The 21792-nt window shown below is 41.0% G+C and carries 16 protein-coding genes; all 16 read right to left on the reverse strand.

Translation table 11 applies throughout. The features are described 5' to 3' along the window. Positions 1-57 precede the first annotated feature (57 nt). Complete coding sequence (locus R8806_RS12825) at positions 58-1218, reverse strand: FecR family protein (protein ID WP_164719772.1); 1161 nt, start codon at positions 1216-1218, stop codon at positions 58-60. Positions 1219-1647: 429 nt separating this feature from the next. Beyond that, on the reverse strand, positions 1648-3729 hold the full coding sequence (locus R8806_RS12830) for a thioredoxin family protein (RefSeq protein ID WP_151412061.1): 2082 nt from the start codon (positions 3727-3729) through the stop codon (positions 1648-1650). A 24-nt stretch (positions 3730-3753) separates the two neighbouring features. Next, entirely contained in the window at positions 3754-4854 is a 1101-nt protein-coding gene (locus R8806_RS12835) for a thioredoxin family protein (RefSeq protein ID WP_124316549.1), read from the reverse strand. Positions 4855-5146: 292 nt separating this feature from the next. After that, entirely contained in the window at positions 5147-6043 is an 897-nt protein-coding gene (locus R8806_RS12840; protein WP_124316548.1) for a hypothetical protein, read from the reverse strand. A 2-nt stretch (positions 6044-6045) separates the two neighbouring features. Then, positions 6046-7629 carry a RagB/SusD family nutrient uptake outer membrane protein gene (locus R8806_RS12845; protein ID WP_124316547.1) on the reverse strand — a complete coding sequence of 528 codons (1584 nt, stop codon included), beginning with the start codon at positions 7627-7629 and terminating at the stop codon, positions 6046-6048. Between the two features lie 10 nt (positions 7630-7639). Further along, positions 7640-11221 (reverse strand): SusC/RagA family TonB-linked outer membrane protein, encoded by a 3582-nt coding sequence (locus tag R8806_RS12850; RefSeq protein ID WP_317715693.1) that lies wholly within the window; start codon positions 11219-11221, stop codon positions 7640-7642. Positions 11222-11370: 149 nt separating this feature from the next. Continuing rightward, complete coding sequence (locus R8806_RS12855) at positions 11371-12513, reverse strand: FecR family protein (RefSeq protein ID WP_124316545.1); 1143 nt, start codon at positions 12511-12513, stop codon at positions 11371-11373. An 83-nt stretch (positions 12514-12596) separates the two neighbouring features. Beyond that, positions 12597-13163 carry an RNA polymerase sigma-70 factor gene (locus tag R8806_RS12860; RefSeq protein WP_124316544.1) on the reverse strand — a complete coding sequence of 189 codons (567 nt, stop codon included), beginning with the start codon at positions 13161-13163 and terminating at the stop codon, positions 12597-12599. Positions 13164-13221: 58 nt separating this feature from the next. Next, positions 13222-13788, reverse strand: a complete 567-nt coding sequence (locus R8806_RS12865; protein ID WP_164719615.1) for an RNA polymerase sigma factor — start codon at positions 13786-13788, stop codon at positions 13222-13224. 84 nt (positions 13789-13872) lie between these two features. Next, a complete protein-coding gene (locus tag R8806_RS12870) occupies positions 13873-14490 on the reverse strand; it encodes a class II aldolase/adducin family protein (protein ID WP_124316542.1) in 618 nt (205 codons plus the stop codon). Positions 14491-14603: 113 nt separating this feature from the next. Next, on the reverse strand, positions 14604-16421 hold the full coding sequence (locus R8806_RS12875; RefSeq protein ID WP_229783002.1) for a TlpA family protein disulfide reductase: 1818 nt from the start codon (positions 16419-16421) through the stop codon (positions 14604-14606). A gap of 200 nt (positions 16422-16621) precedes the next feature. Then, on the reverse strand, positions 16622-17248 hold the full coding sequence (locus R8806_RS12880; protein ID WP_151412060.1) for a hypothetical protein: 627 nt from the start codon (positions 17246-17248) through the stop codon (positions 16622-16624). Positions 17249-17271: 23 nt separating this feature from the next. Further along, positions 17272-18189: a hypothetical protein gene (locus R8806_RS12885; RefSeq protein WP_151412059.1), complete on the reverse strand. Its 918-nt coding sequence runs from the start codon at positions 18187-18189 to the stop codon at positions 17272-17274. 32 nt (positions 18190-18221) lie between these two features. After that, positions 18222-19310: a thioredoxin family protein gene (locus R8806_RS12890; protein ID WP_164719962.1), complete on the reverse strand. Its 1089-nt coding sequence runs from the start codon at positions 19308-19310 to the stop codon at positions 18222-18224. Positions 19311-19372: 62 nt separating this feature from the next. Then, a complete protein-coding gene (locus R8806_RS12895; RefSeq protein WP_164719964.1) occupies positions 19373-20947 on the reverse strand; it encodes a PKD-like family lipoprotein in 1575 nt (524 codons plus the stop codon). A gap of 19 nt (positions 20948-20966) precedes the next feature. After that, positions 20967-21788, reverse strand: a complete 822-nt coding sequence (locus tag R8806_RS12900; protein ID WP_151412058.1) for a DUF4843 domain-containing protein — start codon at positions 21786-21788, stop codon at positions 20967-20969. Positions 21789-21792 lie beyond the last annotated feature (4 nt).

Consider the following 21792-nt stretch of genomic DNA (forward strand, 5'->3'; position numbering starts at 1 on the left):
AACTCTAAATACAAAGGATTTGATTCTATAGTTTGGTCGCTGGCGAATCGAATCCTTTTATTTTACTTTCCGCACATAAATAACTTTATTTTGAATTTCAAATTTTACATCCGTACCCAATTCAAACAACCGCAATAAAGGCTGTATATCCGAATATTTATCCAATGTTCCCGATAACTCCAGTTTTTTCAATTCCTCGGATTCAAACTTCACCTGAAAATCGTACCAACGGGCCAACGTCAACATGATCTGATCCAAATACTGTTCCTCGAAACAGAACAGATTATCTTTCCAAGCCGTGTACAACCGGGTATTCACCTTTCGAACCACGGGTAAATCGGAACCTTCCGTACAAACCAACTGTTCTCCCGGCTTGATCAGCACCCCCTTTCGAGAATCTTTCAAATAACAAATACTCCCCTTTTCCAGCGTCGCCGCCATCGTTCGCTCATCATAAACCGAAACATTAAACGCTGTTCCCAACACTTTTATATCACCCATCGAAGTCTCCACCACGAAAGGATGAGCGGCATCCTCGGTCACGTCAAAATAAGCCTCCCCTTTCAGATACACTTTTCGCTCTCCCCCCGCAAAATGAACCGGGAAACGTAATTCCGTCTCTGAATTCAGCCACACTTGAGTTCCATCGGCCAAAGTCAAATGAAATTCACCCCCGCGTGGTATCGTCATAACGTGATATTCCTGCACCTTTTCCGTTGCCACGGAATCCACTTTTATTCCATAAACTACCCCCATCGAATCCACTTCCACCACGCCCTCTTTTGTCTCGATTTTCGCCCGCAAAGCATCATTCAAAACAAGCTCCCGACCATCCGCCAAATGCAAAATCGCCTTGTTTGTTCCCGGTTGAAGAGCCGAAATTACTCCTAGTGTCAAGTCCGGTACGTTCTTCTTCTGAGAAAGATTTCCCTTATATAAAACAACGATCCCCACGATCAATACCAAAACAGCGGCAACGCTTCCCACTCGAATCATAACCCGACGTGAATTTCTCCGTCGTAATTTCCTAAAAGCCGCCTCCGCATCGAAACGCCCTTGTTCCAGTCCTTTCCCCCGCAGATAATCCGGATCAGACAATCGTTCCGTAACACGGCGAACGATAATATTTTCCTCATCAAGAGACGAAGAGGAAAAATCTTCCTCCAAATAAGTCCTGACTCTTTTGGACCATTCATATATTTGACTCCATCTTTTCATTTTTTTCATGTGTCTTTCATAAATAGAACACATGACCCCAAAAAACGGGTGACAAATATTTTTGAAAAAAATAAATAAATATTTATTCCCATCCCGTTTGCCCTTTACAAAGACTCTCGAGGATGGGAATTTCAATTTTTTACCCGGATCAATCGTAATTGATTCTATAATAAGTCATAAGTTATTGCCGATTCTATCCCAAAAAGATAATTATAACATGATCACTACCTGAACACTACCGTCATAAACCTTATAGATACCTTATAGAAGCCTTATATGAACCTTATATAAAATAAGGTTCATAAAGTATATTAATAGTTTAACGAGAATGTTACTTACGGTTGTCATCAGGTAGTGATCACGTTATAATACAAAATTATTTATAGAACTCCCGATAAAATCCGCTTGACATACAACTACACACATTCTTTAGAGTTGAAGGAATTGCTTATACCATTGTATATATCCGGGATCTGTCAGAGACTCTACAATCTCTTTTCCCCATGCGTTCCACTCATCCGTTCTTTCCGGCTCCACGGCAAGAATATTCGCATATAAATCAGCAAACGGAATATTTTCCGGTTTCAACCCTTTGCATGCTCTCTTATAATCCTTAACACTATGAACCTTACTCTTAAATAGCTTGGTAATATTTGCAATACAGAGTAATTGCTGCGAATCCTGTATATCATGACGTTTAATAAATTGTATGATATTATTAATATCATCAACAGTATATCTTGATCCCTGAGTATAAAGAACGCTGGAAAGATCAGAATAGATTTGATTGACAACAGTTTGATCCACCTTTTCTGTACCTATTTTCTCTCTGAATTCTTGAAGATGAGAAAATAAATAATTCTTCATTTCAGAACTTATCCCAGAAAATTGAGGATTATACAACATCCAAAATTCAGGAGAGGTTCTCTGTTCGTCATTTAACGAGGCAAATAACTCTACGGCAACAAGGGCCATCTTAGAACTATTAGCCACCTTACTCAATGCCGTTAAATATTGGACCATAAACTCCGGAGAGCGATCTCCACTAACGTACCTAGCCTCAAGAACACCAAAAGCTTTATTATCATCGAAAGTCTCCTGTACGCGTTCGATAAAATTACCATTCATGACATTAGATATCATGTGTCGAACATTCCCTTCCTTATCAAGCACAAGCATTACATTAGGAATATTTATACCGTATCTTCTGATAACCTTGGCCCCTTCTCCTTCCTCAAGATTCACCCTGTAATTTATAAAAAATTTATTCAGTAAATCCTCTACTTCTTTCTGCGTAAAGAGTTGATCATCAATCGCCTTTGTGGTCTGCCCATTGTTGTGACAATCCAAAAATACATACTTGTCTTCCACTTCAGCTTGTGCCAGAACCTCTCTTAATGTCTTCAAATTCTCCCAATATACCCCATCATTGCCCGCACGTCTAAAGTTAAAAGCTATTTTAGTAACCTTGCTTTTAGCGACCTCGTCTCTGATCAATTCTTTTTCACGAATAGCGATCTCTCCCAGTCTCTTCAGTTGTGCTTTATCTTTGAACATCGAAATAAACAGATTTGCACCTTCAAATACCCAACTTTTTTCGGAATCATTCAATACATCCAAATTTGTATCAAGAGCATCCATAAAGCCGGTTGCATCATATTTTCCCCGGGCTTCCGCCAAGTCTATCATTTTAAAAAGTGCATCCTTACGAGGTACGTCGTTATTCTCAAGTAAATCTCGAATACCCGGAATCTTATCATATTTCTTTGCGGGCAATTGGTACACGATCATCAAGTTTAATTCCGACATAAAAGAATTATAAATCAAATCTCCGACCTCTTCTTTTCCTATCTCCTTTTCAAAATGCCCCCGGTTGGCACAAACAAATTTCAGTTCCTCACTCTCCAAAGAGGTCGCTCTTGATTGTAACAAAGGCCAATAAGCGGCACTCAATTTATCTTTCTCCGTAAGCTTTCCCCAAAGATTATCACCTACACTTTGAGCCTTGACAACATCACCTGAAACAGAAAGTAATTTCCAGTACGCCATTTGTTCTGTCAAATCCAGTTTCCCGGCTTGGTATAATGCCTCGTATTCAGCAAGACTACTGGCTTTTAAGCCGATCTCTACACTCTCTATTAACTTTTCAAGAGGCATCGCTCCAACCACTTTATGCATTAACTTACCATTCGCATTGATAATCAAAAAGGTCGGATACGCATCAACACCGTATTGCTTACCAATAGCCGGTCCGCCTCCTTTTTCCATGTCCGTTTTCACACAGACAAAGTTCTTATTAAAATAATCACCGGCCTCTTTCAGCGTGAAGACCTCATTTGCCATCATTTTACACGGGCCACACCAAGAGGTATAACAATCCAAGAATATAGGTTTATTTTCCGTTTTTGCCTTCTTGCAAGCTTCCTCTAAAGACAACTCTTGAAAATCTGTTTGAGCAAAAACAGCGACGGAGCATAATAGTCCCACAAACACCGATAATAATTTTTTCATTTCCTTCTTTTTATAAAATTAATCTTACTTGTTTTTCTTCGTCCCAGAAAGCATATTTCCCAAGCCTATCTTCAAAGGATTATGCTCGGTATGTTCATACACGTACTCGTGAAGTTTACATACCCGTTTATACTGCGCCTCCGTCCCAACATTGGCAATGTAAATTGTCACGGGAAAATAAAAATACACCAGATGTTCCCCGTCAATCTTGGGAAATTCATTCTCGCATAATTCCAGTAATTTCTCCACCCCTTTTTCGCTATTATCCTTTCTGGCCTCACACAAAGCTTTCCCCAAAGCGACATACGTATCCATACGCTCCCGTGAGTTAAAATGATGCGGGGCCATCTGTTTGGCAACCTTATCCAAATCATCCATAGGCTCACGTCCACGGATCATGTCACGTAGTTTAATCTCGAAGGCTTCAGCGATCCGGTTCAACACTTTTTCTTCTCCCATGCTCCGGGTAAATTGTTCAAAATGGGAAAACAAGAAATCCATGAAAGGAGAACCCACCGGAGATAAAGCCTGATCTTTAAAAATAAACCAATACTCCCGATTTGATTTTTCTGTATCAGGCAATACCTTAAATAATGCCACACACACCTCTTGAGCTTTCTCGTTCATGGAGGCCGTTAACAACGCTTTTAAATAATCGGTAAGGAACGAAACGTCTCTATTCCCGTTCTCGTATTGCTGTCCCAAACTGGCAAGCGAAGCTTTCAGCGCCGCCTCGACTTGGTTCATGAAATCCGATGGTTCAAGGGTTGCCCCAACAATCTGGTTTTCCAATCCCTTATCCACGTTCAAGATCAAAAACGTGGGATAGGCCTGAACATTAAACATCTTCGCCAATTCCGAACCATCCTTATCAGCTCCCGTGTCATATTTCACACACACGAAACGCTCGTTCATAAACGCTCCTAACTTTACATCTGGGAACACCTTGTCCGCCATCATCTTACACGGGGCACACCAAGAGGTGTAAAGATCCACGAAAATCAGCTTTTTCTCCGCTCTTGCTTTCGTACAAGCCTCATCTAATGTCAATTTCTGGAAATTTGTCTGTCCGAAAGCCAGCACAGAACAAAAAATCCCGACATAAATCAATAACAATTTTTTCATTTCAGTTCTTTCTAAATGATACAATACAAAACATCCTTTTCCTGCCAATAAGGCGCTACACTTTTTCCATGAGGTTGTATAAAAAGCCTTTTTTAAACTCCCTCCCCCCTTCGGGGTACTCCCTCTATAAACAGAGGGAGAGCTAGATTACTCACCATTTTCGGGAAAAAATACCAGCTCCTCCTCTGTTTATAGAGGAGGTGGCCGAAGGCCGGAGGAGTTCATTGAACGACAATCGGGACTTTTTAGTCAACCTCAGTTAGTAGTAATATCCTATAAATAAGTTGATAACCTATATAGAGACCCCGATATCCCGCAATACCGTTTTCATAATTTCATATTTCGTCATCACGACACTAAACGTCCCGTACAACGCTTCAAATTCTTCCGGCGTGTAAATAAACATCGCCTTGATATACATACCTACATCTTGAACCTCCGTGGGCATACTACCATAATCACTAGGATTCGGATCCTTCAAGAAGCCAACGGCTCTCGGGTCAGAGAATCCATACCTATTGTAAAAATACCAACCGGCACAACCGTATAAATTCTCCGTGTAACAACTGCGGGTTGCCTGATAAAATGCAGCCAACTCTTCCGTATAACCGGAAACAGGCGTGGCAAGAACGGCATTAAAAATGGCACCCTTCATATTCAGACGTTCCGCATCGCTCATATCTTTTAACTCTGAAACACGGGAAATAAGCACCGTATTCAATCCTTTAAAAGCCTCATTACTTACCACCGCCGGGTTCCAAGGAGTCAAAGATTTCAGCAACAAGAAACTAGTAATCTTGATACTCTCAGGTAAAACAGGCACTATCTCCTCGCGTAAGAATTCTAACCCATCGACAACGTCCTCTTTCGGACACAACTCGTAAGAACTGAAAGGATTGGGTGTTTCTGTTCCACCGAGAGAAGAACTTCCAAATTGCAGGATTTCATAATGTGTATAAGAATTCCCCCAATGATCAAAACGAGTTTCTTCTCCAATCGTATCATTATAAAACACGGGAATACCTGTCTCCGTGTAAAATTGATAAATCGCATGATCTACCGGATCATTTGAATCCTCTATCGTGAACCAATCTCGACCAACATTGGACGGTGTCAAATGATCTTCCTTATCACAAGCCGTGAACAAGACGGATAAAAATAATATATAAAGGAAATTATTCTTTTTCATACTCAATTTCTTATAAGTTCTCTATTCGGACGAATCTCATTTTGAAGTTCTCCCCTGTTAAATTCAATTGCATAATTTGGAATTGGCACTATCCAAGCGGCATGATCCTGAGTGTAAGCATTTAATTCATAGTAACCGTTTTCATACCAAGTCATTGAATTCGCCTCGTAATCATTATTCTGATGACGAATACGGAAATTCTCCGGAAGAGGACGAATGCTATTTACAGCATAACGGCGCAGGTCAAACCAACGATGTCCCTCGAAACAAAGTTCACGACGGCGTTCATCACGAATAAAATCAATCAATGCCTCCCCCGTTTCTGTCACCGACGGTGCAACAGCAAATCGTTTAGAAAGAAGTTTTTCCAACTCGGTTTTCGCTTCCCCTTCCCGATTTAACATCGCCAACGCCTCCGCCTTATTTAAAATCACCTCAGGCAAACGAATCAGAAAATCCATACCGACCTCATCCGTATCACTGTAGTCTACCCAAGTCTTATATTTATCGGGTATCGCTGCATGTAAAGAACTCTTAAAGAATGCTGTTCTACGCAAATCCCCTGCAGCATAACATTCCAACAAATCTTCTGACGCTTGAAATGAAAATGCTTGATTAACCGGGGTAGAACCACTCCAACCTGATGTATAACTCAAGAAAGTCAGGATCATTGAATTTCCTCCTTGAGTGAAAATTGTTTCGGGTGATGTCCAAGAGACCACATTTTGCCCGCTTGTCCAATTATTCAAATCCATCACCGAATAAGCTCCGCCCATAGCCTCATTGGCTGCCGCAATACAAGCCTCGTAGTTTTCCATGTACAAGTAAACTCTAGACAGTAATGCATTAGCGGCAGTTTCTCCTACTCGCAATGTTGAAGAAGGAGTGATCCCTTTCAAACAAACGGCAGCCCGTTGAAGATCCTCGATAATCAGCGAATATACCGCCTCTACCGAGCTACGGCTAAAATATTTATCTTCCACATGCTCGGAAGTTTTCAAAGGGACTCCGGCATCTTTTGATGCCGTGGCCTTGCAATAAGGCATGCCATAAATATTCACCAACAAAAAGTAGTAACCGGCCCGGAGAAAACGCGCTTCCCCTTCCACCCTGTTCAATAGCTCAATATCCTCCTCTTTCGAACGGAAGTCATTTGCCATATAAATGATTGAGTTCAACACACCTATATTTTTGTAAAATTTTTCCCAATCATTATCCTTGTACTGAGTGTTCTCTAATGTCAGAAACGGGTCGGCTCCCCAATGATAAAAAGAACCCAACACGTTACGCGGATAACTATCCGTGTAAGGTAATCCCCCGGATACAAATTCTTCCGCATCATCATCCATGACATGTAGCCAAGGATAATTCATCGTAAGCCCGCTACTGTAACTCATCGTCTCCTGGCTACTTACATAATAACTACTCTGAAATGCCATAAAACACTCCCCTCTAAGTAACTCGTCCAAATCCTGTGCAGTCTCGGCGTAACGTTGATTCTGCGAATACTCATCCAAAAAATCACCGCAAGAAACACAACCAAGGGTGAATACACTTAAAATATAGATTAAAACTCTTTTTTTCATCGCTCAAATTTTAGAAAGTGATACTAAGATTACATGAGTAAGTAGGACGCACCGAAAGATTGACATTCGGTGACGATCCTGACTGAGTAGGATCTTGTCCCCGTAACTTTTTATGGGCAATGGTAAACAGGTTCGTTCCGGTCAGGTTGATATAAGCCGACTTGAGACCTAACTTCTTACAGAATCGCTCATCAACATTGTAGCGGAAAGAGAGGGAAGACAACCGCAGATAATTTCCACTCACCACCCGAATATCCGAATTGTCATACATCTCGTAAATATTATTCGCGATTCGATGTGTCATATTCGTTCCACTAGTCCACCACGGGTTGGAGTGAGTTCCTGCAACGGTATTCAACCCGGGAATATTGGTATGTTCCTCATCACCCGGCTTTCTCCAACGATTCACAAATTCCCGTCGCAAGTTACTATGCGGGTTAGGATTGGTTGTTCCGTATTCAGTACACAATTTCAGTAACCGGATTTTATTCCCCAAACTATAAGTCAAATTAAACGATAAACTAAAATTACGATACCCTAAATAGTTCGAAATTCCTCCTTGAAGATAAGGTTCACGCCGTCCCGATCTTTCCATCACTTCTAGAAAGACATCTTCTCGTTCCATTCCGTTGTATTTTTTAGACAACTCCTCTTGCAATTCATCCTCTGCTCCGTAAAAAATGGGGGAACCGTCCACAGAGCTTAATCCTTTAAAACGGTATGAATAGAACGTATTCAAAGGTTCCCCAGCAATCTCCACGTCCCCAGTCAACATATCGTCATACTCAATCTCATCCCGCAAGACATTATTCCGGTTATTTATCGCACTGTTCACCAATTCGTTCAACACTTGTCCCAACTGGGGATCAATTCGCCAAACAAATCCTCTCTTTCCTCCATCAAGACCGACACGGTTGATCGGGGTGAAATTTAAACTCACCTCAATACCTTTGTTTACAAGCGTTCCGCTATTCACCACATATTGTTTGATACCGTTAATTTCAGAAATAGTCTTTGTCAGAAATGCATCCCGAGTCTTTTTATAATACCAAGAAAACGAGCCGTTAATCTTATTCTTTAAAAACGAGAAATCCAAGGTCACATTCGTGGATGCCGTCTTTTCCCACCTTAAGTCCGGATTCGGGTAATGAGCAACTTTCGAATTAAATTCACCATATTTCCCAGTGTAATCAACTCCTTGCGTGATAATCATATTAGGAGTCTGGTTGCTCAGCATATTCCCCTGATAACCAAAAGATCCCCTTAATGCCAAATCATCCACCCAATCAACAGATTCCAAAATATCCCGTTTTACATTCCAACGACCGGACAAAGCCCAAATCGGCATCATTCGATCATTCGCCCGTGATCCGAATAAGTTGGAAGCCTCCCCTCGAATATGCAGATTCAACATATAACGATTGTCATAATCGTACCCGGCCATCGCGTACCATGCCACCGAATTGGTTAAATTTTCCGTAATAACACCTAAAGCATTTGGGGAAATCATAAATTGACTATGATATTTCGTGTAAGTCGTGGGAATAGAAGAAAACAATTTACCCCGATCTCGATGATACCCCCGTCGTGTAATATTAAAACCATCGTATCTTTGAGAATTCAATTCTAACCCGGCAGAACCACTCACATTATGCTTACCTTCTCTTCCCACATCCTTGGCGTAATTCGCTTGCACACGTGCCATCCAATTAGTATTGCGAACTTCACTCTTCCGTAATTCTCCACCAATGGGACACATATCATTCTGCACCGTCTGTTCGGCACGCAACTGATGCACGTAATAGGAGTCTTCCGTAAAATAAATCTCTTGATTTGTGTTACTTACCCCGTAAGACAAAGTTCCTTCCAATTTCAAATCATCTATGACATTGTAACTAACATGCGCCTGCATATTAATTGCGTTTCCGTTGGTTTCATCCCCGGAATTATCCATTTCGTTCAACACGTTGAAAGCATACATCGGCATCGAACCACTTGATGCTCGTTGATAGAGGTAACGAAATCCATCGGGATTAAAAGCCGGAATGGCACGGTTCATATTATAGGCGTAGTCCAACACACCTAATTCCGAGGGATTGTAATCACGCTTCGATACATTCCCTTGAAGCTGGAACCGTGCGGCAAAACGCTCGTAATTCGCTGATAAATTTAATGTTGTCGAATATCGTCTATTGCTCTCACCCTTTATCGCACCTTTCTCATCGCTCATTCCGAGAGAGGCATAATAACGGATATTGGCCGAACCTCCCGACAAGCTCAACGTGTGGTTATGTGAAAACACATCCTGACAAACGACATCAAACCAGTCCGTGTTCAATGTTTCGTAATATCCAACCAAACGATTGAACTCTTTATAATCGATTGCCCCATTGTAATAATCCTGTATCGCGGCCTCGTATCCGGTCCAACTATCAACATTATTGTAATAAACTCCCCGTTCTACCAACTCCCGCGAAACATCCACCCGCTCTTTCGAATTCATCAAGTAAATAGCCCGGTCGCTGTAACGAGGTCTTCTCGTATAGGAAGCTGTTCCAGAATAAGTAACACTAGGCGGACCGGCTTTCCCTTTTTTCGTCGTGATCACGATAACGCCATTACCCGCTTTTGCCCCGTAAAGAGCTGTTGCAGAAGCATCTTTCAACACGTCAATCTGTTCGATGTCATCCGGGTTCAAACCCGAAATCGCATTACCCAGCAAGTTCACGAAGTCCAAATCGTTAATCTGAGCAGGATCAACATTCACCGGATCGGTCAAAACCACCCCATCTAACACCCATAGCGGTTCTCGACTACCCAAAACGGTCGAAGTTCCTCGTATTCTTAATTTCGGAGCGGCACCAACCTGTCCGGAATTCTGCATAAAAATCATACCGGGTATACGTCCTTCCAACATTTGGTCAATCGTGTTTACTCCCGACACTTTTATATCGTCCATTCTAATCGTTTGCACGGCACTTGTCAATTTCCGTTTATCAATATTCTGATACCCGGTTCTCACAACCACTTCTTCCAGTTGTTCTGCAGACTCTTTCAGAACCACGTGAAGCGAATCCTGTCCCGTATATTGCACCTCTTGCGTTTCCATTCCTATAAATGAGAAAAGTAACGACACATTCTGCATCTTAGGCAGTGTCAACGAAAACCTTCCCTTTACATCTGTTGACGTACCCAAGGTTAAGCCTTTCACGATAACCGTTACCCCGGGCAGAGGATGTTTCTTCTCATCCGTCACGCTCCCAACAATGCGAACCTCTTTTTCCCCCTCTTTCACCTCTCCCGGAACAATAATAATAACTCCTTGTTCTATCCGATAAGATAAATTCACCTTGCCCAAAACCGCATCCAACACCCGTTCCAAATCTTCATCAACAAATTTCGCGGACACGTCTTTCACTTTTTTCAATTCATTGTGATTGAAAAAAAACTTGTAACCCGTTTGTTGTCTCAATTCCTGAATAATCTCCAACATACTCACTCGCTCCAGATCTAAATTTATCTTCTTTTGGGAGAATCCATTCCCGGAAACCTTCAACAATAGAAACAGCGTAAAAACACATATTAATCTCATAACCAGAAACCATTTTTTTACACACGCCTCCCTAACAGGGATGCCATCATCTCGTTTTTTTTTCATACATTTGTCTTGTTAATGTAAAGATTACTAAATTTAATTGACACAGCAACCGGCTAGGTGGTACCAACACCTACCGGTTTTTCTTATTTCATTTTCACAATAATCACTCTATCTTTCAGTTCAAATTCAACATTCGTAGTCATGGATATAATATCCAAGATTACATTACAATTACTATACTTCTCCAAATCCCCGGTGAACACAAGGTCTTTAGCCTCCGCATTTTGATAAAATACAGTAACATCATACCATCGAGCCAATTGTTTCATGATCTCATCCAAACGCTCCCCCTCTATTATCCACTTTCCTTCGGTCCATGCCGTGTATATCCTCGTATCCACTTTTTCCACGTTCACGCTATTTGTCTGGACATCATAGGTAATCTGTTCTCCGGGAGCTATTGTCCTTGCCTCCGTCATCCCTTTTCCTTGAAAAGCGACACGCCCTTCTACCAAGGTGGTTTGTACATAATCTTCACCCGAATAAGCATTTACATTAAATACGGTTCCCAAAACCGTGACATCACCGCCATCCGTTTCAACAATAAAAGGATGTTCCACATCTTGAGCCACGTGGAATAATGCCTCTCCCTCCAAACGAACACGTCGTTCTTTCCCCTCGAAACGATCCGGAACACTTAATTTTGAATCGGAGTTTATCATCACGCTCGTGCCATCCGCCAACACCAAATTATACTCACCGCCTCTAGGTACGATAATTTTATTATATTCTATCGCTTTGTCAACCTGACCATTAGGTTTGAATTTTTCTATCGCTTGTTCAAAGGCAATAGAATCCGTTAATTTTACCCGTTGACCGGAATTAAAGACCAACACGGCCTTTGTCGTTCCCGGCTCAATGGATATGCCCCCCGAGACGAAGGTCGTTTGGGGGGTATCATTTCCCAGAAACCAGTAACCAAGTCCCACACATAGAGGGAACAACAGAATTGCCGCATATTTAACAATCATTCTCCAGATATGTGTTTTCCGGGATTTATCCGCATAAACGACAAATTCATCCCACGCTCCCTTGGAATCCACCACGCGAGTTTCTTCCCCCGTGTAATAGGTTTCAAAATATCGTTTTGCCTTACGGTAATATTCCCGGTTACCCTCATCTTCTGCCAGCCATCTCTCGACCTCTTCCCTCTCTTCGTCTGTAGCAACATCCATGAGATGTCTCACGATCATATCCCAATTTATGTGCCTTCTATCATCTGTCATGATACTTTCAATTAATTATTCACGTACAAGACACATCCATTTGAAAAACGGAGTACAAGAAATATGATTTTCTTCAAAAATCTTTAGAAACCTTGTTGTAAGTATTCAACGAGTAGGAAAATGGGAACCAACCTCTCACGCAACATACGATACGCTCGCTGTACCTGAGTTTTCACTGTTGTCTCGGCAATATTTAATTGTTCGGCAATCTCTTTGTTCTTCTTTCCTTCCACCACTTTTAATAAAATAATCTCCCGACACTTATCGGGTAACGCATCCAAAGCTTCTTGAAGGCGTCGATGCACATCCTCGTCTATAACCATATCCTCGGTTCCGGAGAAAAGCTGTGCCTCAAACAATTTATTGTTATGCTCATCCCTGATCTTCCGATCCCGTATCGCATTTAAACAACGATTCCGCACCGAGGTGAACAAGTAAGCTTTCACGGAAGTAGCCACTTGTAATGTCCCGGCATGATTCCATAAATGGAAGAATAGGTCCTGCACTAAATCCCTTGCCTCTTCTTCATCATATAAATAACTCTCTGCAAACAGGACCATTTTGGCAAAATAATACTCATAGAGGTATCGAAACGCCTCTTTATCGCGCTTTTTTATACGAGCTAAAATCAAATCCTCTTCTGCATCCATGAGTACATCTAAATTGTATGGACAAATTTATGTAAGAAAATCGAATAATCACGTTCACTCACGAGAATAAAATGAAAATCAACATCGCCAAACTCTCTCCTAATTCATTGCGAACAAACGCATAGGCCCGTTTCTTCTGGGTTTTCACGGAATTCTCGCTAATCCCAAGTTGCTCCGCAATATCCTTCACTTTCGCCCCCTCCATACTCATAAACAATACTTGCCGTTGCTGTTCCGACAATTTATCTATCGCCTCGTAGAATTTATTCACAACATCCTCTTCAACGGCAAGTTCCAGAATCACTTCGTCATCTTGCCCATCTAAAACGGCATCTCCCCATTTTTCATATAAAGCTTGTGCAATTCCCTTATCCCGAATGGAATTCAATGCTCGTGTGTAAATTGTCCGGTACAGATAACCGACCAGCGAAGGCACATCAGGAAATTGCGTTCCGGAATCCCATATCTTAATAAAGCAATCTTGAACAATATCTTCGGCGGAAATATCGTCTTTCACAATTTTCGATGCATAGTTACACATCGCAGGATAATACTTTCGGTACATTTCCTGCCATGCACTCTCCCGCTTTTTGTTAATACTTTCGATGAATCGACCTGTATCCATAAAGTTATGCATCTCCCGTTTTGAACATCACTTAATACAAAGATGCAAATAAAACTTTATAACTACAAATTCATCGACCTTTCTCTAAAGATGTTCCCATAAATCTTCCACATCTTTCCGGGAAAGTACCGTGTAATCCATCCGGCTCTGAACGATAACCCGACAAGCCATCTCGAAAAAAAGAGCCCGTTCAAGCACTTCATCAAAATCACGACCACACACCACCTGTCCGTGATTACTTAACAAAACGGCATCATGATCCTTCATCGCCTCGATCACGGCATTCGCCAATTCAAGGGAGCCGGGACGATAATAGGGAACAACTGCCACTTCGCCCACATGATAAGGAACTTCCAACGTCACGTTAAAATTTGACGGCTTATTTTTCATACAAGCCACCACCGTAGCATATTCCGACTGGAAGTGTAACACCACGTTTACTTCCGGGCGCTCCCGCAATATCCCTAAATGAAAAACACTTTCCATAGAAGGACGTACCCCGTTTTCCACTTGCCCGGACATAATATCACACACGGCGACTTTCTCCGGGGTCAAAACCGGTAACCACGAACCCGTGCCGGAAACGAGCATCTTGTCTCCCACTCGCCAAGATAAATTACCACTACTGCAAAGCATCAGCCGAGCCTCCCCGTACCGATGGGCTTGAGCCACAAAAATTTCAATCTGTTCTTTTGTGATCATAAACGTGTTATAAGACTTTATCCAAAAGTATAAGAAAAAGTATTCCCGCGCAAACAAAACCCAGAATTCCTACACGCAAAGAATTCCAGGTTCATAAAGCACACGCATTTAATCTATAATCCGGGCAAAGTATTCAATATTTCCAATGTTTTCCCATCAGAAGGTCGTGGCATATTCGCATTTAAAAATTTACCATCTTGATCTATCAGTAGGAACCGGGGAATCCCCTTGCAACGAATAGCCTCCATGAAACTCTTGTCGCCTCCCATGTGTAACTGGATTCCTCCCAATTGTTTCGCTTGAACAAATCTTTCCCACGCTTTCTGACTATCATCACAAGAAATACTGACAAAACAGATGTTGCGCCCCTCAAATTCCTCTTCCAACTTTTTCAGATGAGGGATCTCGGCATTACACGGCCCGCACCACGTGGCCCATACATCAATATACACGTATTTTCCTTTCAAATCCGACAAACTCACTTCTTTTCCTGTTATATCCTTAAAAGTAAACGGTACGGCAGGTTGTCCCTTGAACAAAACCTTATTTGCATCATACACACGCTGATATTCCGCAACATAATCCGGTCTATGAACCCTCTTTCGAAAAATTCGATCCATTCCTTCCGCATTTTCCATACCATGTATTCTCACGTATTCCATGACACTCTTCACCACTAAATTTTCCACCAACCGCTTATCCCTGTACTTTTCCGCCTCTTTCAACACATCCATTAGCAAGATATAAGCATCCCCCGTTTGTCCATCCAGATTGTGGAAAGCAAATAAAGCTCTTCTAATGGATTCCGGATACTCGAAGATTCCCCAAGCTTCTTTTTTCTCAACGACCACACGCCTTAATTCTGAGCGGGATTTTTCCGACACCTGTTTCCCACCATGCCCCATAATTACCCAAAAAGCCAACTGGTAATTGCGCTCATGGAGAATACGTTCCCTCTCTCGTTTTGTGAAATTCACATCTAACCCGGCTGTTAATAACGCTTCCTCCCGCTCTTCCACCATCTCTTGCAATCTAACCCGGAAGGGTTCTTCCTCTAGTTCGTATTCCCGCCATTGAATATCCCGGTAAAGCCTCTTGTTCAGATAATTATTAATACCTGCACCTTCCCCTTCGAAATGTAATTCATTCAACTCGGATTTAGCCTGCCAAGGCTTACCGGGTTCCACCCATACCGTGTACTTTTTATCCCCCACCCAAAGGCGTCCGTACTCACCTCCCGACAGGGCCATTTTCCAAACGGCCTTGTTTGAACCATCAAGTTCCAACTTCATTCTCCCCCCATCGCAAGTTTCCAACGCGACTTCCCGGGTGTCATCCTCCGGCATTTGAAATTCGAAGGCGGTCTCCCGCAAGGCGACAATCTTCTTTGCTTTTCGTGGGGCAGACGGACCATTTTCTATTCCTTTCAATTGTCGTAACATTGTTTCCGTTCGGGGATCAGAAGGACGTGTCATCTCCAAACGCGACACCCACCCTTTCCGGTCCAACAGGATAAAACGAGGAATCCGATCTACTCGAAAAGCCGTTATGAAAGAAGTATCATTACCAACCCACCATTGCTCTCCCGACATCTTTCCATTTTCCACAGCTCCCTTCCACCGCCACACGACATGATCACTGGAAATACCCACGAACACGATATTTTGTCCTTCAAATTTCTTTTCCAATTCTTGCAAATGAGGGAATTCCTTTCGACAAGGATAGCACCATGACGCCCACACGTCAATAAAAACATATTTTCCTTTAAACTCTTCTAACGACCTAGATTGTCCTTTCATATCTTCAAACGTGAAAGCGGGACATTTGTCTCCAACTCTCACCCCCGTCGTATCTACAGGACTTCCGTACACCAACGAAGACACCGACAGGAAACATAAACACCAAATAAATAATTCTTTCCTAACGCTCATAATAATTCATATTTAAAGCTTTACCTTGATACTACATTCAATCTTTTCTTTTGCCTACATACAACCACATCCCGAATTATACTTTCTAAAACCACCATACCTCAGCCGTGCAACTGAATCCCGACAAAACTCATCCTTCACTCACAGTATCAAGTATCTCGGTTACCCACTAACTTCACGTACACAATACGCTCGTATTCTTAAAAATTCAATGATTCAAGATCTTCCATAAAAGTTTTATCCAAATTTGACTTTTTCATCATAACAAAAATACCATGATTAAAAAATACACTCACCGATGGATACAATACTTCATTCGCAACTATTCCAATTCTTTTTTCTTCACCGATCAGATTATTCACTTGTTTTACTTTGTCCGCCACTTGATCATATTTTTCTCCTGTAATTCCTATTTTCAAAGCATTTTCCCGATTCATTTTCAACACATAACGACCATTTTTTTTATCAATCCAAGAACCCAGCACGGCATTATCAACAGTCCTCGCTCGTAATTCATTCAACACAATCATTTTTTCATTTTCTTCCAGTTTTTGAAGATATCTATTTACCAATCGAACAAATCCAGTAACATAATCCATGTATTCTTTAGGGACGTCCAGTACAATTGGGACCTGCAAAGAATCCCCCTTTACCTCCGGTTTTAACAATCGCCCATATCTTAATCGCTCTCCCTGTTGTTCTATTGTTAATTGTTCTCCAATATGCACTACAAAAAGTTTTTTAGGAGACAATTGTTGTCTATTTACGGTAGAACATCCACCCAATATTCCACCTATCAACAAGCACACAGCAATAATCTTACTCATAATAATTTCATTAAACGTTAAGACTAAAATCCGTATATATACATATAAAAAATGACACTTGCAATCTCCAACCCATTGTAATTCAAAATTCTTAATGTATATCTTTGTTTATACGAACAATTCGACATAAGAAGTTCCTGCCCAATGGTTAACTCTCCTGGACCACTAACCTTCGCTCCCCCACGATAAATCTCCCAACGAAAAGTACTATAATAAGAATCATTTTTTAGTCGAATAGAATAACCTGTCGGATCAAACTTATATGCTTCCAATATAATCCCGGCTGGTAAGACACCTTCTATACCAAGGCAATTTATTCCCCAAAAAGAAGCGAATGCATTACAATTATCTCCAGCTAGCTTGGTAACCTCCCATTCCCATTTAATATTACAATCTATAGTATTATATCCGACCTCTCTCTCTTGAACTGCCCCGAAATAACTTCCAGTAAGAATAAATTGACGATTATTATTTAATAAATCTTTAAAACCTATACTCCACACTGGAGAATCTGCTCCTCCAACGACAACAATCGAACCAGAACCTCGAAAAGCACAAGTTGTACTATGTCCATCAGGAAGTTGCATCTGACATAAAGGCATCTCGTATCCAGGGTATTGACTCGGAACTCGAGATAACACGGAATCTCTAGCATCCATCCGATAAATTGGAACTCCTCGTTTTTTAGCATCTGCTAATGTACCGTTAACATCACATATTAATTTACAAAATTTTTCATATGCATCAATAGAAATTCCTAATTCCACCGCCTCTGCCGTTGAAATTGACAAATTATACAAATCATCCTCAACAACTAAATATTTAACCAAAATACTATCACATTGTTCTGGAGACAAAACTATCGACCTATCACTCAAATTACTATTATTCACACAAGCCGAAAATAAACACACATACAATACTATAAAATACTTCTTCATAATTATTTTTAATTAAATAATTCCATAATAAATTACTTCTCTAAAGCGTAAGGAATGAACTGCCCTAACGAGAATTTAAACTTATCATTTGTGGTCTCAGCCAGAAGTTTCTTAGCCAATTTCAATATTCTTTGTTGTTGGTCTTCATTCCCATTACGCTTAATCGTCAAAGACAACGGGAAGAACATCGCCAATAAATGCTCGTGTTCAATCTGGGGTATATTCTTCTCACAAACCTGCAAAAGCTTTTCCACGTCCCCACTTTTTTGGGTACGGGCAATCTCAACAAACAATTTTAAACGAGATTTACTCGGAAACTCGTATTTCTCCATCTCTTTCTCGACCTTATCTATTGCCTCCATGCCACTCTGGCGGTCACGACCGGTAATCATGTTGGTCAATTGAAGATCAAAAGCTGTCGCAATTTTCTCGTTCACTCGCTCAGCCCCAATACTTTTCTGAAAACGTTCCGCATTCGCCAGCAAATACTCCATATTAGGAGATCCGACTTGTGTCAGAACAGGATGTTCGTAGATAAACCAGTAGGCCGAATCTACCCGTTGCGAATCATTTAATTTAGATATTAACTCGTTCGCAACTTGTACGGTTAAAGGATCATCCACGGCCAACAAGGCACGGGCATATTTCACTAATAATTTCACGTCCCGATCACCTTTTTCATATTTCACCGCAAGAATCCCGATCGCCTTATCCTCATCTAATCCCTCGGCAACCCGTTTGATAAAATCCTCCACAGTCTCACTCCCTCCTACAATCCTATGCTGTACCTCCCCCTTTGTATTCAAAATCAAAAATGTCGGAAAAGCTGAAATCTCATACCGTTTCATAATTTCAGCACCTTCCCCTTCTTCTGTGTTATACTTCACGCAAACAAAACGGGGATTCAAATACGCTCCCATCTCCGGTTTCGGAAATATCGTATTCGCCATGTACTTGCACGGCATACACCACGATGTATACGTGTCTACAAACACCAATTTATTTTCAGCCTTTGCTTTCTCCAAGGCCTTAGCCAACGTCAATTCCTCGAAATTCGTTTGGGCAAAAGCCCCCATTTGTAGCATAAAAAATGCTACAAAAACATACAATATTTTATTCATCCCTGTAGAAATTTTAATAAAACGGTTCCCGCACGCACCAAAGGGAACCGCCTCCATTATGATTAACTATATCTATAAATACTATTAAAAAGCCTCCAACTAGAGGTATACCAAAACATAAATCGTACTTTTCCTTCACCATTTATCTCCTGATCTGGCAAAAGCGTCAATCCCTCATTTATTGACCAGCCAAAAGAATGTATCGTGTAACTTGTTCCCGAAGTTGTAGCCACCATAAGTCGTTCGAACTGATTATCATACAGTGGAGGATTCCAAGAAGAGTCATTGTAATCATAATTATTACCTATATATTTACAATAAGTCACCTCTCCATCAAAGGTATGAATATCCATTACAAATTCATCTTTATCAATATCGTAATAAGAAAGCCGATTATCCTTTATAAAATAAATCAAATTATTAGTCTGGTGCATTGTATAAAAATCAGCTGTTGCAAAAGCTTCACAACGCGATATGGGAATTGTTCTTGTAAAACGGATCGGGCCATAGGTCGCATTAGGCCATTCCGCTGCTGTTAATCCATATAACAATAAATTATCGGCATCTCCTTTCTTTTTCATTAAAGCATATGCAGTACCGGATCCAGGCTTATCAGTAAGAATACTCCTATCCGTTTGTCCAAGATAAACCAGATCCGCATTCATTTGACTAGGAGAAATTCGTAAATCATCATCCGCCTGAAAAGCATTATCAAAATATTTGATCTCCATTGTCGTATTCATTATATTTGATGCTTTAATAAGTCCAAAAGAAGAACTTAATTCATCATATACCAACATAGGATTACTATACCCCCAACAAACTATATAAGGTGCAAGATGATAATCTCCTAAAAGAGCAGGCATAAAAGCAGCCGAAGATAACAAATAAACTTTACCATCAAAAATCAAACTGGCAGAATAATCTAATTTCATAAACGCCTCAATATTACCTGATGTAAAATCTGGAGTCTCGTAGAACAAGTCTTCGGTCTGTACCAAGACTTTCTCATCAGATACCCGATACATCAAAATATCCTTCTCGCTCACAGGAATTAAACAGTTTTGTCTTTCTTCTCGTCCTCCTGTTTCTGGATTATACCACTGGTAATTTTGTGTAGAAAGTAGCGAAACAGGCTTCCCCTTCATGGGCCCACCCAATGCCAATGATAATTGATCTTCTGCAAATTCAATCCCGTTTGTTTGAAGTAAGGAAACGTCCATGTCTGTATTTCCATCCATAGTCTCTTTCAAAATCAACCAACCGTTATTGATACGGGGAACTATCGCATATTGAAAAGTGAGAATAGCTTGTATTCCGGTTTCAACATGAGTTGCCTCCAACTCCAATGTCACGGAACCTACGGTATCTACTCTCCATTCCAAGTGAGTATCCTCTGAAATCAACTCCAGCACGGTATCACGATAACGATACCAATTATAAGTACATTCAACCTCCTCTCCACCCATTATGCATTTGGGAGTAATCTCAATTAATTCTCCCGTTTTCACGGAACCACCAGTCACATTCTCAATTACTAAATCCGGAATGCGATGAATGGTATTATCTTTATCGTAACAGGCGACAAACATCACCCCTACAATCAAAATTATCACGAGATAATATATATGTTTCATACCTTTCACTTTTATCATTTTAAAAATTTGCAACTGTTGGGAAAATAATATCCGTGTTCGGATCATTAGGATCATCTCTCAGAGGAGGTAATCCATCTTCAGCTCGTGCCGCATTTTCTTTCTTTAGTTCTCGGTTGAACACATACAAATAATAGTTCTTTTGGTCTAGATCAAGTGTATTTATAAATTCATCATCCCAGTCCTCTCCAGTCACCTTAATCATGAACTCATGACGAGTTTGACTCCAAGTTCCCGCAAAAAACCAATTATTCCAAGCAGCTGGCCGAGTCAGACAATCGGCTATTCCCAACTGGATATTACAATACTTTTCATCCCCTGCTTTCAAATCTTCCGAATCCACAATATGGAAAAAGAGAGTATATGTCGTATCTTGTAAAGATCTATCCCGCATAACAATTACCGGAATTTGAGCCTCCAACTCTCCGGGCTCCAAAGTCAAATGCTCCGCCATTCGTTCATCATCAAAAGCTACATAGTGTACTCCCGCTTCTGCCTGATGGGGAAAAACTCGTAATACAGAATCCGCAATCGCACCATCCTCCCCATAAATATATTTCCATTCCTTTCCTTCATATTGCTCCAATCTAATCCGGCTACTTCTTTCCGGTAGCAGTCCTTGCGGTCGTACGGTAAACCAAAGTGTATCCATCATCCTCGTATCTTCTTTCCCAATAAAAGAATAACTGAATCTTTCGGGATTTAGGGTTTGACCTAAAACAAACTGAACCCCACTCCAAGTTGTATTATAATCGGGCAACGCCTCCTCGCAAGCCAAACAACAAAAGCCCACGCATAAAGACAATATTAATTTACGTATCATAATT

Source organism: Butyricimonas faecihominis, assembly GCF_033096445.1.
GTDB classification, from domain to species: Bacteria; Bacteroidota; Bacteroidia; order Bacteroidales; family Marinifilaceae; genus Butyricimonas; species Butyricimonas faecihominis.

Excerpts from the sequence above, each read along its gene's own strand:
- R8806_RS12860 (WP_124316544.1), bottom strand. The coding sequence starts at position 13,163 with ATGGATGCAGAAGAGGATTTGATTTTAGCTCGTATAAAAAAGCGCGAT.
- R8806_RS12825 (WP_164719772.1), bottom strand. The coding sequence starts at position 1,218 with ATGAAAAGATGGAGTCAAATATATGAATGGTCCAAAAGAGTCAGGACT.
- R8806_RS12850 (WP_317715693.1), bottom strand. The coding sequence starts at position 11,221 with ATGAGATTAATATGTGTTTTTACGCTGTTTCTATTGTTGAAGGTTTCC.
- R8806_RS12845 (WP_124316547.1), bottom strand. The coding sequence starts at position 7,629 with ATGAAAAAAAGAGTTTTAATCTATATTTTAAGTGTATTCACCCTTGGT.
- R8806_RS12835 (WP_124316549.1), bottom strand. The coding sequence starts at position 4,854 with ATGAAAAAATTGTTATTGATTTATGTCGGGATTTTTTGTTCTGTGCTG.
- R8806_RS12895 (WP_164719964.1), bottom strand. The coding sequence starts at position 20,947 with ATGAAACATATATATTATCTCGTGATAATTTTGATTGTAGGGGTGATG.
- R8806_RS12885 (WP_151412059.1), bottom strand. The coding sequence starts at position 18,189 with ATGAAGAAGTATTTTATAGTATTGTATGTGTGTTTATTTTCGGCTTGT.
- R8806_RS12880 (WP_151412060.1), bottom strand. The coding sequence starts at position 17,248 with ATGAGTAAGATTATTGCTGTGTGCTTGTTGATAGGTGGAATATTGGGT.
- R8806_RS12890 (WP_164719962.1), bottom strand. The coding sequence starts at position 19,310 with ATGAATAAAATATTGTATGTTTTTGTAGCATTTTTTATGCTACAAATG.
- R8806_RS12875 (WP_229783002.1), bottom strand. The coding sequence starts at position 16,421 with ATGAGCGTTAGGAAAGAATTATTTATTTGGTGTTTATGTTTCCTGTCG.
- R8806_RS12865 (WP_164719615.1), bottom strand. The coding sequence starts at position 13,788 with ATGGATACAGGTCGATTCATCGAAAGTATTAACAAAAAGCGGGAGAGT.
- R8806_RS12855 (WP_124316545.1), bottom strand. The coding sequence starts at position 12,513 with ATGACAGATGATAGAAGGCACATAAATTGGGATATGATCGTGAGACAT.
- R8806_RS12870 (WP_124316542.1), bottom strand. The coding sequence starts at position 14,490 with ATGATCACAAAAGAACAGATTGAAATTTTTGTGGCTCAAGCCCATCGG.
- R8806_RS12900 (WP_151412058.1), bottom strand. The coding sequence starts at position 21,788 with ATGATACGTAAATTAATATTGTCTTTATGCGTGGGCTTTTGTTGTTTG.
- R8806_RS12840 (WP_124316548.1), bottom strand. The coding sequence starts at position 6,043 with ATGAAAAAGAATAATTTCCTTTATATATTATTTTTATCCGTCTTGTTC.
- R8806_RS12830 (WP_151412061.1), bottom strand. The coding sequence starts at position 3,729 with ATGAAAAAATTATTATCGGTGTTTGTGGGACTATTATGCTCCGTCGCT.